Origin of the sequence: Lichenihabitans sp. PAMC28606 (assembly GCF_020616535.1) — a bacterium.
Classification (GTDB): Bacteria; Pseudomonadota; Alphaproteobacteria; order Rhizobiales; family Beijerinckiaceae; genus Lichenihabitans; species Lichenihabitans psoromatis.
Genome location: NZ_CP085136.1, coordinates 2,784,130 through 2,797,282, shown reverse-complemented (window position 1 = coordinate 2,797,282; position 13,153 = coordinate 2,784,130). Strand labels below are relative to the sequence as shown.

The 13,153-nt window shown below is 65.0% G+C and carries 11 protein-coding genes; 5 read left to right on the top strand and 6 right to left on the bottom strand.

Going from position 1 to position 13,153, the window contains the following annotated elements; genetic code table 11:
• Positions 1–5: 5 nt before the first annotated feature.
• From LGH83_RS13180 to LGH83_RS13160, 5 genes are read right to left on the bottom strand one after another with little or no spacing between them, the layout of a single operon-like run.
• Entirely contained in the window at positions 6–1,334 is a 1,329-nt protein-coding gene (locus LGH83_RS13180; RefSeq protein WP_227399066.1) for a bifunctional folylpolyglutamate synthase/dihydrofolate synthase, read from the bottom strand.
• Between the two features lie 7 nt (positions 1,335–1,341).
• Positions 1,342–2,235 carry an acetyl-CoA carboxylase, carboxyltransferase subunit beta gene (accD, locus tag LGH83_RS13175; RefSeq protein ID WP_227399065.1) on the bottom strand — a complete coding sequence of 298 codons (894 nt, stop codon included), beginning with the start codon at positions 2,233–2,235 and terminating at the stop codon, positions 1,342–1,344.
• Positions 2,236–2,263: 28 nt separating this feature from the next.
• On the bottom strand, positions 2,264–3,106 hold the full coding sequence (gene trpA / locus LGH83_RS13170; RefSeq protein ID WP_227399064.1) for a tryptophan synthase subunit alpha: 843 nt from the start codon (positions 3,104–3,106) through the stop codon (positions 2,264–2,266).
• 4 nt (positions 3,107–3,110) lie between these two features.
• Positions 3,111–4,328, bottom strand: a complete 1,218-nt coding sequence (trpB, locus tag LGH83_RS13165; protein WP_131119333.1) for a tryptophan synthase subunit beta — start codon at positions 4,326–4,328, stop codon at positions 3,111–3,113.
• Positions 4,329–4,345: 17 nt separating this feature from the next.
• Positions 4,346–5,053 (bottom strand): phosphoribosylanthranilate isomerase, encoded by a 708-nt coding sequence (locus LGH83_RS13160; RefSeq protein ID WP_227399063.1) that lies wholly within the window; start codon positions 5,051–5,053, stop codon positions 4,346–4,348.
• 314 nt (positions 5,054–5,367) lie between these two features.
• Here LGH83_RS13160 and LGH83_RS13155 point away from each other — a divergent pair, with 314 nt between their 5' ends.
• Positions 5,368–7,230 carry a putative bifunctional diguanylate cyclase/phosphodiesterase gene (locus LGH83_RS13155; RefSeq protein ID WP_131113994.1) on the top strand — a complete coding sequence of 621 codons (1,863 nt, stop codon included), beginning with the start codon at positions 5,368–5,370 and terminating at the stop codon, positions 7,228–7,230.
• Between the two features lie 14 nt (positions 7,231–7,244).
• Here the strand turns inward: LGH83_RS13155 and LGH83_RS13150 are convergent, their stop codons facing one another.
• Complete coding sequence (locus LGH83_RS13150) at positions 7,245–7,709, bottom strand: nucleoside deaminase (protein WP_227399062.1); 465 nt, start codon at positions 7,707–7,709, stop codon at positions 7,245–7,247.
• A gap of 39 nt (positions 7,710–7,748) precedes the next feature.
• On the opposite strand from LGH83_RS13150, the gene LGH83_RS13145 reads away from it, so the two are divergent.
• The 4 genes from LGH83_RS13145 (at position 7,749) to LGH83_RS13130 (ending at position 13,149) form a co-directional block, all read left to right on the top strand.
• Entirely contained in the window at positions 7,749–9,695 is a 1,947-nt protein-coding gene (locus LGH83_RS13145; RefSeq protein WP_227399061.1) for a pseudouridine synthase, read from the top strand.
• Positions 9,695–10,246: a 16S rRNA (guanine(966)-N(2))-methyltransferase RsmD gene (gene rsmD, locus LGH83_RS13140; protein ID WP_227399060.1), complete on the top strand. Its 552-nt coding sequence runs from the start codon at positions 9,695–9,697 to the stop codon at positions 10,244–10,246. Before LGH83_RS13145 ends, rsmD begins: the two co-directional genes overlap by 1 nt.
• Before the next feature lie 252 nt (positions 10,247–10,498).
• Positions 10,499–12,226, top strand: coding sequence for an NAD-dependent malic enzyme (locus LGH83_RS13135; protein WP_227399059.1), 1,728 nt, complete (start codon positions 10,499–10,501; stop codon positions 12,224–12,226).
• A 23-nt stretch (positions 12,227–12,249) separates the two neighbouring features.
• Positions 12,250–13,149 (top strand): 2-hydroxyacid dehydrogenase, encoded by a 900-nt coding sequence (locus LGH83_RS13130; protein ID WP_227399058.1) that lies wholly within the window; start codon positions 12,250–12,252, stop codon positions 13,147–13,149.
• Positions 13,150–13,153: the final 4 nt, after the last annotated feature.

The following is a 13,153-nucleotide window of genomic DNA, read 5'->3' as shown; positions in this document are numbered from 1 at the left end:
CGGTGTTAGACCGGTGGTGACGCGTTGAGGGTCAGCACTTCCCCGGCGAGATAGAGCGATCCGGTGATCAACACGCGGGGTGACATCGGCCACACCCGAGCCGAGATGGCGTGGAGCGCCGCCAGGATCGTCTCGAAGGCACTGGCGCGGAGGCCAGCCGCCACAGCGATATCGGCGAGTTCGGTTGCGGTCCGGCCGTCGTGATCGCCGCCCACCGGCACGGTCAAAACCTCCTGGGCCAAGCCGTTGAACGGTGTCAGAAAGGCTTGCGCGTCTTTGGTCGACAGCATGCCGCAGACGATGACGAGCGGGCGGCCGGCTCTCTCCTCCAATTCGGCCATGGCTTCGGCGAGCACGCGCCCACCATCCGCATTATGGCCCCCGTCGAGCCAGACCTCGGCGACATCGCCGAGCGCCTCGACGACGGGGCCGCGCGACAGTCGCTGCAGCCGCGCCGGCCAGTCGGCGGTGCCAAGTCCGGTTTCGATCGCCGCGATCGGAAAATCGGGATCAAGCACCCGCATCGTCGCGATGGCGGCGCCCGCATTAATCTGTTGATGGCGTCCGGGAAGGCGCGGCAGTGGCAGATCGAGCAGACCTCTCTCGTCCTCGAAGACGAAGCGGCCGCGTTCCTCGCGCGTGGCGAAATCCTGGCCGCCGATCTGCGGCGTGATGCGTAAGCGGTCGGCTTCGCGTTGCAGCACCGCGATCGCGTCGGCGCTCTGGGCCGCGATGATGGCCGGAGAACCCGCTTTCAATATTCCGGCTTTTTCGAACGCGATCCGCTCGATCGTCGTGCCGAGAAATTCCGGATGGTCGATCGACACCGGCGTGATGACGGTCGCGACCGGCTGGGCGATTACGTTGGTGGCGTCATAGCGACCGCCGAGACCGACCTCAAGCAGCAGGATATCGGCGGGATGGCGGGAGAAGAGCTCGATGGCCGCAGCGGTCAGGATTTCGAAAAAACTGATCGACTGGCCAGCGTTGACGCGTTCGCACTGGGCCAGAACGCTCGCAAGTTCCTCATCCGTGATGAGGACCCCGCCACCGACTCCGCCAAGGCGGATACGCTCGTTGAACCGAACGAGATGCGGCGAGGTATAGACATGGACGACGCGGCCCGCCGCTTCCAGCATGGCGCGCATGAACGCGACGGTCGAGCCTTTGCCGTTCGTCCCGGCCACATGGATGACGGGCGGAAGACGCCGTTCCGGGTGGCCCAGTTCTGCAAGCAGGCGTTCGATACGGCCAAGCGACAGATCGATCTTCTTGGGGTGCAGAAGCGGCAACCTGGACAGGATCGTGTCCAGGGTCTCGTCCGGTGGTATCATCGCAGCGTCACGCAGCAGCCGCGACATCGTCGGGAAGGTCTACTGCGACATGCGGCGGCGTGTTCATCAAGATGCCGCAAAGGCGGCCAAGCGTCGCCCGCATGTCGCGTCGCGGCACGACGAGATCCACCATGCCGTGATCGCGCAGATATTCCGACCGCTGAAACCCCTCAGGCAGCTTTTCGCGCACGGTCTGTTCGATGACGCGAGGTCCCGCAAAGCCGATCAAGGCCCCCGGCTCCGCGATGTGAATGTCGCCCAACATTGCATAGGAGGCCGTGACGCCGCCGGTCGTCGGATTGGTCAGCACGACAATGTAAGGCAGCTTGGCGGCCCTCAGCCGCCGGACCGCCACCGTCGTGCGCGGCATCTGCATCAGCGAAAACATTCCCTCATGCATCCGCGCGCCGCCCGACGCCGCGAAGAGGATAAAGGAGGTGCGGTTCTTCACGGCATAGTCGATGCCGGTCACTACGGCTTCGCCCGCCGCCATCCCAAGTGTGCCGCCGATGAAGTCGAAGTCCTGCACCGCGACGGTCGCGGCCTGACCCTCGATCGTGCCAGCCCCGAGTTTGATGGCATCGACGAGGCCAGTTTTGGTCCGCGCATCCTTCAGCTTGTCGACATAGCGCTTCTCGTCCCGAAATTTTAGCGGATCGAGCGGCACGTCGGGGACGCCGATATCGGTCCAAGTGCCACCGTCGAAGGTCGCTTTAAGCCGCACATCGGCGGTCATCCGCATATGGTAGCCGGAATTCGGCACCACGAAGAGGTTGGCTTCGAGATCCTTGTGATGAACCAACTGGCCGCTGTCCGGGCACTTCACCCACAGATTCTCCGGCGTCTCCCGTTTGAGGAACGAGCGGATCTTCGGCGGTACCACGTTCAGCATCCAGTTCATTCATGTCTCCTTGAGTTTGGGCTCTGCGTCAGGCCGCTGTGCTGATGCGGCGGCCGGCTTGGACGCCAGAGGCCAAGCTACGAACAAACGCGACCGCAGCCGGAACCGTCTCGGTCGTGGCCCGGTCCTCGGCGTCGAGGGTCGAAACGATGACCGAGATCAAGGCGGAGCCGACCACGACCCCGTCGGCATGAGACGCCACGGCGGCCGCATCGGCGGGTGTTTTCACGCCGAACCCCACGGCGACCGGGAGGTTGGTATGCGCCTTGATCCGCATCACGGCCGCGGCGACGCTTGTATAATCCGGGACCGCCGACCCCGTCACGCCGTTCACGGAGACATAATAGACGAAGCCGGAGGTGTTCGCGATGACGGCCGGCATCCGCTCGTCATCCGTGGTCGGTGTGGCGAGGCGGATGAAATTGAGCCCGGCCGCGATGGCGGGCCGGCATAATTCATCATCTTCCTCCGGTGGCAGATCGACGACGATCATGCCATCGACGCCGGCCGCGACCGCATCGGCGAGAAAGCGCTCCACCCCATGGACATAGATCGGGTTGTAATAGCCCATCAGCACGATGGGGGTTTCGCGGTCGGTCTCGCGGAAGTCACGCACCATGGCGAGCGTCTTGCGGAGCGTCTGCCCGGCCTTGAGGGCGCGAAGCCCTGCCGCCTGAATGACGGGCCCATCCGCCATCGGATCGGTGAAGGGCATGCCGAGTTCGATCACATCGGCCCCAGCAGCGGGAAGCGCCTTCAGCAGCGCCGCCGATGTGGAGAGGTCGGGATCACCGGCCGTGATAAAACAGACGAGAGCGGCGCGGTCCTGTTCGGCGCAGGCCGAGAAACGGGCGGTCAGACGGGTGCTCATCGGATCACATCCCGCCGAGGTGGTCGGCGACCGTGAAAATGTCCTTGTCGCCGCGGCCACTCATGTTCAGCACCATCAGGTGATCCTTCGGCCGTTTTGGCGCGAGATCGAGGATCGAGGCGATCGCATGGGCCGGCTCCAGAGCGGGAATGATGCCCTCGAGCTTGGAACAGAGTTGGAACGCGTCGAGCGCCTGCTTGTCGGTCGCCGAGAGATAGACGACCCGGCCGATATCCTTCAACCATGAATGCTCTGGGCCGACGCCGGGATAGTCGAGGCCGGCCGAAATGGAATGGCCCTCGAGGATCTGGCCATCGTCGTCCATCAGCAGGTAGGTGCGGTTGCCGTGCAGCACGCCGGGTTTCCCACCAGCCATCGAGGCCGCGTGGGCCGGCGTATCAAGCCCATGACCGGCAGCTTCGACACCGAAGATCTCGACGGCTGCATCGTCGAGGAAGGGATGGAACAGGCCGATCGCGTTGGAGCCCCCGCCGATACAGGCGATCAACGAGTCCGGCAGTCGACCCTCCTGCTTTTGCATCTGCTCGCGCACCTCGGTGCCGATGACAGATTGAAAGTCGCGCACCATGGCGGGATAAGGCGCCGGGCCAGCGGCCGTTCCGATGCAATAGAAGGTATCGTCGACATTGGTGACCCAGTCGCGCAGGGCCTCGTTCATCGCGTCCTTGAGGGTTTTCGCACCCGATTGCACGGCGCGAACTTCGGCGCCTAGCATTTTCATGCGGAAAACGTTGGGCTTCTGCCGCTCAACGTCCACGGCGCCCATATAGACGATACATTCGAGTCCGAAGCGGGCGCAGACCGTCGCGGTCGCAACGCCATGCTGACCGGCGCCCGTCTCGGCGATGATCCGGGTCTTGCCCATGCGCCGGGCCAGCAAAATCTGCCCGATCACATTGTTGATCTTGTGAGCGCCGGTGTGGTTCAGGTCCTCGCGCTTGAAATAGATCTTCGCGCCGCCGCAATAGTCGGTGAGGCGCTCGGCGAAATACAGAGGCGACGGACGACCCACATAATGCGTGTGGAGATCGGCGGTTTCGGCCTTGAAGCCGGGATCGTCCTTGAACCGAGCATAGGCGCCCTCGAGTTCGAGGATGAAGGGCATCAGGGTCTCGGCCACGAAGCGGCCGCCGAACACTCCGAACCGGCCATGCTCATCCGGGCCGTTCCTGAAGGAGTTCGGCATCCCTTGCGCGTTCATTCGTTCCTCCAGAAGCGTCATCGTGGTTCTCGCGGTAAAGTCGCGTCCGCGCGATTCACGGGAGACTCGGCCATCGATGTCGCGGCACGACGCACCGCGAGCACGAAGGCGCGAATCTTGTCGGGATCCTTGCGGCCGGGGCTGCTTTCAACCCCCGACGACACATCGACGCCCGGCGCCCGCGTCAGTCGCAGCGCAGTCTCGACGTTGCCGATCGACAATCCTCCGGAAAGCATAAACGGAACCTTGAGGTCAAGACCACTCAGTAGCGACCAATCGAACGGGATCCCATTGCCGCCGGGCAGGTTGGCCTGCGGCAGCGGCTTGGCGTCGAACAAGATCATGTCGGCGACATCGCCATAGGCCTGGATCTGTGCGAGGTCGCTCCGGGTCGACAGGCCGATCGCTTTGATGACCGGACGTCCCGTTTGTGCCTTGATGGCGGCGACCCGTTCAGGCGTTTCGCGACCATGCAGTTGCAAGCGATCGGGCGCGACGTGCTTCATCAAAGCATCGAGCGCCGCGTCCTCGGCGTCCACCGTCAAAGCCACGATGCCGGCGCGTCCACGCGCCTGCTGGGCCAATTGTCGCGCCTCGTCATGCGTGACATGCCGCGGGCTTCTGGCAAAAAACACCAGACCGACGAGATCGACACCCACCTCGAGGGCGACCTCCATGGTCGGCGCCGTCGACAGGCCGCATATCTTGATCAGCGGCGACAGCATGACTCGCGACGACTCCGAAGGGTTGAGGGTGACCTCACACACGAGATTTGGCTCATGAACATGGATTCTTATATGGGACGGCCATAGTGGCGTCCAAGGTGGTGGCCGACGCCGTTTTCGTGCCGCAAGGTTAGGGAGACGAGCCGACCTGCAAACTTCGCTAGACCATTACGGTTTAATCGCGTCTGTTACGGCAATCGTTTACCTTGCCGCCGCAATGATAGCGCCACGAGTTTGGCTCATGCGATCTATTCACTCCTTATAGCCTATCATCTCCAGATCAGAACCATGCGGCCATCCCGAGCGGAGCGATCATGCAGCCGGCCTATCTGCCGTTTAACGAGACCCAGCGCCTCGAAGCCTTGCTGGAGCTCCATATTCTCGACACCCCGGCCGATCCGCAATTCGACAGTTTCCTGGCAGTGGTGGCCGAGAGCCTGAACGTGCCGATCGCGACCTTTACGTTGATCGACGAGGAACGCCAGTGGCACAAGGCCATGGTGGGTTTGCCGGCGCGGTTTCAGGAGAGCCCGCGGGCAAGCTCGCTCTGCGCCCATGTGATCCTGGCTCCGGACGAAACGTTGGTGGTGGAGGATGCGCGGAGCGATGCACGCATGAAGGCGAGCCCTCTGGTCAGCGGTCCGCCCTTCATCCGCTTCTATGCCGGCCACGCGATCCTCGACGAGAGCGGGTTCGCGGTCGGCGCGCTCGAGATCATCGATCATAGCCCGCGGACCTTGTCCGATGAGGATCGGACCATGTTGGCGCGCTTCTCCCGACATGCCTCGTCGCTGCTTCGCGTCCATAAGCTGAGCTATGCGCTCCGGATGCAGCGCGAGGTGGATGGACTGACAGGTCTCGGCAACCGCCTGGCCTTCAATCGTATTCTCGAGGATGCGGTCGCTCGGGCCAAGACCGACATTGCCGCCTCTTTGGTTGGCGGCAAGGTCGTGGAAGGCAAGCTCCCGGAAGGGCTGGCGCTGCTATCGGTCGATATCGACGGGTTCAAAAAGGTCAACGACGTGCACGGGCACGGCTTTGGCGATGCGATCTTGAAGGATGTGGCTCGTCGCCTCCGCAATGCGATCCGCGGCAGCGATCGGTTGCTCCGCCTCGGCAGTGCCGAATTCGCCATTCTGATGGCTGGGCCGTTCCTGGTCGGCGAACCCGAGGCGACGGCGCAACGCATTCATGCCGCCTTCGTGACGCCGTTTGAGATGGATGATCTCACCCTGCAGCTCAATCTGTCGATCGGGGTGGCGCTTTACGGCGAACAGGCCGACACGCCGGTGATGTTGCTGCAGCAGGCGCATCGGGCCTTGGCCGATGCCAAGCAAGCCGGGCCGGGTCAGATCCGGACGACACGCGATGGGGCCGCCGGCAATCTCCGGTCGGATCGTCGGATGGAAGAGGATCTGCGAAACGCCATCGAGACCGAGGGTTTCTCGATCTACTGGCAGCCGATCGTCGACCTTCGTCGTGAGGAATTGCATAGCTACGAGGCGCTGGCGCGTTGGAACCGGCCCGATCACGGCCCGGTCGCCCCAAGCACCTTTATCCAGGTGGCCGAACGCGGCGACCTGATGATGGCGATCGATAAGGTCATTCTCCGGAAGGCCTGCCGCGCCGCCGCCTCTTGGACCGATACGACAGGCGTGTCGGTGAATATCTCGCCGGAGTGGTTCTTGGCCGGACATCTTCCCGACATCGTGGCCGACACGATGCGGGAGACCAGCCTCGATCCCAGCCGGTTGCGGATCGAGATTACGGAAGGGTCGTTGATCCGGGATTTCAGCCGCGCTCTCAAAGACATCGAGGCTTTGAAGGCGATCGGGGTGCAGGTGACGCTCGACGATTTCGGCTTTGGTTTGTCGTCGCTCTCCTATTTGACCGAATTTCCGTTCGATATCATCAAGCTCGACGGCAGTTTCGCGCGCCATCTGCGTGACAATTCACGCGCCATTGCGGTGGCGCAGGCCGCCATCGAACTGGGGCACAAACTCGGCATCAAGGTTTGCGCCGAGGGCGTCGAGGAATTGTGGCACCTCGAGTTTCTGGAGCAGCAGGGCTGCGATCTCGCGCAGGGCTACCTGTTCGGGCGCCCCTCGCCGATCCCCCAGGTGCCGGGCCGATGGGGCAAAGCGAAAAGCGCAGGCAGCACGATCGCCGCGGCCTGAACGGAGCGGGCGCGTCAGCGACGCTCAGTAAAAAAGGCGCGCAGTAGCGCCGCAGCCTCGCCTTCCCGCAGCCCGCCATAGACGTCGGGGGCGTGATGGCAGGTGGGTTGACCAAAAAAGCGCGGTCCGTTGTCGACCGCGCCGCCCTTCGGATCGGAAGCCGCGTAATAGAGGCGACGGATGCGCGCGAACGAGATCGCGCCGGCGCACATCGCGCAGGGTTCGAGCGTGACATAGAGATCGCAATCCGGCAGCCGCTGCGATTGCGCCGTCGCGCAAGCGGCGCGGATCGCCAACACCTCGGCATGCGCGGTGGGATCGCGATCGGTGAGGGTTCGGTTCCCGGCCACGGCGAGCAGCTGGCCGTTGCGAACCACCACGGCTCCGACCGGCACCTCGCCCCGCGCGGCAGCCTCTCGCGCCGCCTGGAACGCCAGCGAAAGCGGGTCGAATGTGGCTTTCTGCGCCTCGTCGCACATTGATGTCCCCAAATGTTTCGGCCTCTGGTATCACGGCTTATGACCGACACGACCGATAATACCCGCCGCCCTGGCCGCCCGGCCCGCCGCTTCAGCCAACTGCAGCCGTTGATCCGGCGCGTTTCACCAAAATCCCTTGCGCCAAAGGCGGCATCCTCCGACCAGGACGCAGCCGCATCCGCGCCGGCGCCCGACGTGTCCCCTGCGCTGCAATCCGATGAAGCCCGGATCGCGAAAGTGATGGCTCGGGCCGGCCTCTGCTCGAGGCGGGATGCTGAAAGCTGGATCCTCGCCGGCCGCGTCGCGGTCAATGGTCGGGTCATCGAAAGCCCGGCGCTCAACATCGGCCCGTCCGACATCATCACGGTTGATGGTTCGCCGATCGAGAAGGCGGAGCGGACCCGCCTCTTCATGTTCCACAAATCGCGCGGGCTCGTGACGACCGCGAAGGACCCCGAAGGCCGGCCGACCATCTACGACGCTTTGCCGGACGATCTTCCCCGCCTCGTGACGGTCGGCCGTCTTGATATCAACACCGAAGGTCTGATGCTGCTGACCAATGATGGTGGCCTCTCCCGCATGCTGGAGTTGCCCTCGACCGGATGGGTGAGACGCTACCGCGTCCGCGCCAATGGCTCGATCGATCAAGGCACGCTCGACGAGCTCTCGCGCGGGGTCACGATTGAGGGGATCGACTATGCCGGCATCGAGGCCAAGCTCGATCGCCAGCAGGGCGCCAACGTGTGGCTCACCATGGGTCTGCGCGAAGGCAAAAATCGCGAGATCAAGCGCGTGCTCGAACATCTCGGGCTGGCAGTGAGCCGTCTTATTCGCGTGTCGTTCGGTCCGTTCCAGCTCGGGGATCTGCCCGAGGGCGCCGTCGAGGAGGTCAAGACCCGCATCCTGCGCGACCAACTCGGGCCGGCGCTCGCCAAGGAGGCTGGCGTCGATTTCGAGGGTCCGGTCCCGAGCGCCACGATCGTGACGCGCGAGGTCCGGCAGACCAAAATGGCCGAGCGGCGCGGCATGCGCGATAAACGTGACGCCTCCACCGAGGATCGTGCCCGCCCGCAGCGCGCGTCGGCCACTGAGCCACGCCGCCATGTCTCGGCGCTTCGTCAGCAGCGTGACGAGGCCGAGACCGATGGTCCGCGCCGGCGCACCCAACGCACCGCCACGGCCGATCGCAAGGGTCGCGCCGTCGCTGTCGAGCGGATCACGACGGCGGCTCGCACGCCCTCGAGCAATGCCGCACCGAACCGGAATGCACGCCGCTTTGAACAGGCGCGGTCGGGCGACGATGCGCGACCCGGCCCGGGCATGCGGGTTGGCGGCACCCGTCGCCGCGACGAGGATATCGGCGACGAGGCGGCACCGCGTCAGGACGGCCGCCGTCCGCGCACCGTCCGCCAGGCCGATAAAGACTTTCGTCCTGCCCGACGCGATGCGGCGCCATCACGGCCGCCACGCTTCGACAATCGCGACGATCGCGCCGCGCCGCGTCCCGCACGGGCCGCCCGCAGCGACACCGGCGACGCGCGCCCCGCACGGTCGCGAGATCGGGACGCTCGGCCGCAAGGTGGACAGCGTGATGACCGCCCGCGGTCCGATGCTCCGCGCTTTCCTCGGGACAGCAGTCGTGCTGGCCCGAGTGCGGGAGCAGGATCCGACGGACGAGCTCCGCGTGGACAGGACGGCAAGGCAGCACGACCGCGCTTCACCTCGGGCGACAAGCCCGAAGGTCGGTCCGCCCAGCGCCTCGAGCGCCAAGCCGATCGACCGAACCGTCCGCCGGCGCGCGGCAAGACAGGGCAGGATGGCGGTTTCGGCGGCCGGTCTCGCTCCAGCGCCCCAGGGCGTCCGGGCGGAGACGATCGTCCGAAAGGCGGCTCGCGCCCGCCGCGTTCCGGCACCCGGCCGGGAACGGGCGGCGGTAAACCGCGAACCGGCGGTGGCGGTGGTGGCCGTGGGCGTCCGACACCCTGATGCGGATCATCGGGGGGCGCTTCAAGGGGCGCAGTCTACTCGGCCCGACCACGCGCGACATTCGTCCCACCTCCGATCGGCTTCGCGAGACGCTCTTCAACATCCTGGATCATGCCTATGATGGGTCGGTCCGGGACGCACGGGTCATCGATCTCTTCGCCGGGACGGGTGCGCTCGGCCTCGAAGCCCTGTCGCGCGGGGCGGCGTTCGGCATGTTCGTCGATGACGGAACCGAAGCGCGGGCGCTTCTGCGTGGCAACATCGAGGCGCTTGGCCTTGGAGGCCTGACGCGGATTTTTCGTCGCGACGCCACCAAACTGGGCGCTTCGCCCGGTTTGCCCTTCACGCTCGCATTTCTCGATCCTCCCTATGCGAAAGGGCTTGGCGGCCTCGCCCTTACGGCGCTCGACGAGGGCGGGTGGCTGGCTCCCGGCGCGGTCTGCGTCCTTGAAGAGGCGGATGATGCGGTGCCCGATCTGCCCTTGCGGTTCACGCAACTTGAGCGGCGCAGCCAGGGCGACAGCGAAATCCGCTTCCTCCGTTACGATTGAGCCGCTGCAAACAGCGGTTAAGCCGCTGCAGACAGCGGTTGAGCCGATCGTCGCCGTCTCGCCTCATCTCCGATATCACGAGGCTGGATCCATTCGCCTCAGCGGGTAGGGTGGGCCGCGTCCGAACCGGGCCAAGACGGGCTTAGCGCGGCCGTGATTCTGTCCTATAGGGGCTGCTCCACATCGTGCTGATGGCATGAACGAGGACGCGCGCTTGTCGGTGACGAGACGCGAAGCCAAGGAATTAAGACGATGAGCCAGACGCGGGTCCCGGGGCATGCCGCCGTGATCGAAACCCACCTCAGCGGGTACGATCTCATCAACCGCCCCCTCCTCAACAAGGGCACCGCGTTCACGGATGGAGAGCGCGATCAGTTCCGCCTGCATGGCATTTTGCCGCCCCATGTCGGCACCATCGAAAGTCAGGCGGCCCGCCGTCTGAAAGTCTTGCGCGAGTTCAGCAACGACTTCGAGCGCTACGCCTTCCTGCGCGACCTGCTCGACACCAATGAAACCTTGTTCTACCGCCTGTTTGCCGACAACACCGAAGAGATGCTTCCGCTCGTCTACACGCCGACCGTCGGCGAGGGTTGCGAACGGTTCAGCGAAATCTGGCGCAAGCCGCGCGGCATCTTTCTCAGCTACCCCAACCGGGATCGTCTCCGCGATATTCTGGCCAATCCGCTTTTTGATGCCGTCCGCGTCATCGTGGTGAGCGATGGCGAACGCATTCTTGGGCTAGGCGATCAAGGCGCCGGTGGCATGGGTATCCCGATCGGCAAGCTGTCGCTCTACACGGGTTGCGCCGGCATCCATCCGGGCGAGACCCTGCCGATCCTGCTCGATGTCGGTACCGACAATGACGAACGTTTGGCCGACCCGATGTATGTCGGGTGGCGGCACAGGCGTATGCGGGGGCAGGATTACGACGATTTCGTCGAGGATTTCGTCAACGCGGTCCACGAGCGCTGGCCCAAGGTCCTGCTGCAGTGGGAGGACTTCGCCGGCAGCAATTCGGGACGTTTTCTGGAACGTTATCGCGACCGGCTCTGCACATTCAACGATGATATCCAGGGCACGGCCGCGGTTGCGGCCGCAACCCTGATGGCCGCCGTGAAGGTGACCGGCACGCCGCTTGTCGACCAGCGGATCGCCTTGCTCGGCGCGGGCTCGGCGGGTTGCGGCATTGCGACCTTCCTGCTCGAAGCCATGGTGGCGGACGGGCTCGACGAGGCGGAGGCGCGCAAGCGTTTCTATGCGGTCGACATCAACGGCCTGCTGGTCGAAGGCCAGAACGACATCCGGCCGAACCAGCGCAAATTCGTGCAATCGCGCGAGGCGGTCGCGGGGTGGACGTTGGAAGAGCCCGGACGCATCGGGCTGGCCGACGTGGTCGCCAACGCCCATCCGACGACGCTGATCGGCGTATCGATGCAGGCTGGTGCATTTACCGAGGCAATCGTGCGGAAGATGGCGGACAACACACCGCGCCCGATCATCTTCCCGCTCTCCAACCCGACCTCGCGAGCCGAAGCCCAACCGAAGGACGTGATGGAATGGACCGGCGGCCGCGCCCTGATGGGCACCGGCAGCCCGTTCAAGGCGGTCGAGCGGAACGGCGTGACGATCCCGATCAACCAGACCAACAATTCCTACATCTTCCCGGGTGTCGGACTGGGGGTTCTGGCGGTCGACGCGCGCCGCGTTACGGATGCGATGTTCATGGCGGCGGCCCGGGCTTTGGCGGATCTCTCGCCCGCCCTGAAGGATCCGAACGGCCGGCTTCTGCCGCCCGTCGAAGAACTCCGTAGCGTGGCGCGGACGCTCGCGGGCGCCGTGGCGCGGCAGGCGATCGCCGATGGTGTGGCGGAGCCGCTGGACGAGGCCGAGATCGACGATCGCATCGACGCGCATGTATGGGAGCCGAGCTATCGACCCTACCGCTATGCTCCGCTGGTCGTTAAGACCGTCGAGGGTTGAGTCCCGCATCGTCAGAGGCCAGCATGAACCCCACCATCCTGATGGTGCCGCAGTTGCCGGCCCGCTTCGTCGAGCGGTTGAAGGAGGATTATCAGGTGCTCGGGCCGCTCGGAACGGCAGGGCCCGGCGCGCTGCCTCTGGGTGCAGCCGAGGTACGCGCACTGCTGACCATGGGGACGCTGACGACCGATGCAGCCCTGATCGACGCGCTGCCGTCGCTCGAGCTGATTTGCTGCTACGGCACGGGTTTCGAGGGGGTCGATCGGGCCCATGCCGCGTCCCGCGGCATTGCGATCGCCAATGCGGGCTCGGCCAATGCCGACGCGGTCGCCGAATATGCGATCGGGCTCATGCTGGCGACGACGCGGCAGATCGCGTCCGGCGATCGCTTCGTGCGGGCCGGCTCTTGGAAGGGCAATTCGGTCGAGCGCATGCCGATGCGTGCCGGTTTGTCGGGCCGCCGGGTGGGCATTTACGGGCTTGGAGCGATCGGCACACGGATCGCCCGTCTCGCGGCCGGGTTCTCGGTGCAGATCGGCTATCACAACCGCTCGGCCCGGACCGACGTAGCTTATCTCTACCACGACAGCCTCATCGGACTGGCAGAATGGGCCGATATCCTCGTGGTTGCGGCTCGCGCCGGCGCCTCGAACTATCACGCGGTCGATGCGAGGGTCTTGGCGGCGCTCGGCCCCGAGGGCCATCTCGTCAACATCTCGCGCGGCATCATCGGCGGGGCCGCTCTCGATGTGTTCGAGCGTGAGCCCCAGGTCCCGGCCAGGTTGAAGGCTCTTCCCAACATCGTGCTGACACCGCATATCGCCGCCAATGCGACGTCGGCCCAGGAGGCCCAACAGTCCACGATGCTGGCCAATCTCGCGGCATTCTTTGGCGGAAAGCCGCTCGTCAGCGAGGTTCGCTGAGCCG

Excerpts from the sequence above, each read along its gene's own strand:
- LGH83_RS13160 (WP_227399063.1), bottom strand. The coding sequence starts at position 5,053 with ATGCTGTCGCCGCTGATCAAGATATGCGGCCTGTCGACGGCGCCGACC.
- rsmD (WP_227399060.1), top strand. The coding sequence starts at position 9,695 with ATGCGGATCATCGGGGGGCGCTTCAAGGGGCGCAGTCTACTCGGCCCG.
- LGH83_RS13130 (WP_227399058.1), top strand. The coding sequence starts at position 12,250 with ATGAACCCCACCATCCTGATGGTGCCGCAGTTGCCGGCCCGCTTCGTC.
- trpA (WP_227399064.1), bottom strand. The coding sequence starts at position 3,106 with ATGAGCACCCGTCTGACCGCCCGTTTCTCGGCCTGCGCCGAACAGGAC.
- LGH83_RS13135 (WP_227399059.1), top strand. The coding sequence starts at position 10,499 with ATGAGCCAGACGCGGGTCCCGGGGCATGCCGCCGTGATCGAAACCCAC.
- LGH83_RS13145 (WP_227399061.1), top strand. The coding sequence starts at position 7,749 with ATGACCGACACGACCGATAATACCCGCCGCCCTGGCCGCCCGGCCCGC.
- LGH83_RS13155 (WP_131113994.1), top strand. The coding sequence starts at position 5,368 with ATGCAGCCGGCCTATCTGCCGTTTAACGAGACCCAGCGCCTCGAAGCC.
- LGH83_RS13150 (WP_227399062.1), bottom strand. The coding sequence starts at position 7,709 with ATGTGCGACGAGGCGCAGAAAGCCACATTCGACCCGCTTTCGCTGGCG.
- trpB (WP_131119333.1), bottom strand. The coding sequence starts at position 4,328 with ATGAACGCGCAAGGGATGCCGAACTCCTTCAGGAACGGCCCGGATGAG.
- LGH83_RS13180 (WP_227399066.1), bottom strand. The coding sequence starts at position 1,334 with ATGATACCACCGGACGAGACCCTGGACACGATCCTGTCCAGGTTGCCG.
- accD (WP_227399065.1), bottom strand. The coding sequence starts at position 2,235 with ATGAACTGGATGCTGAACGTGGTACCGCCGAAGATCCGCTCGTTCCTC.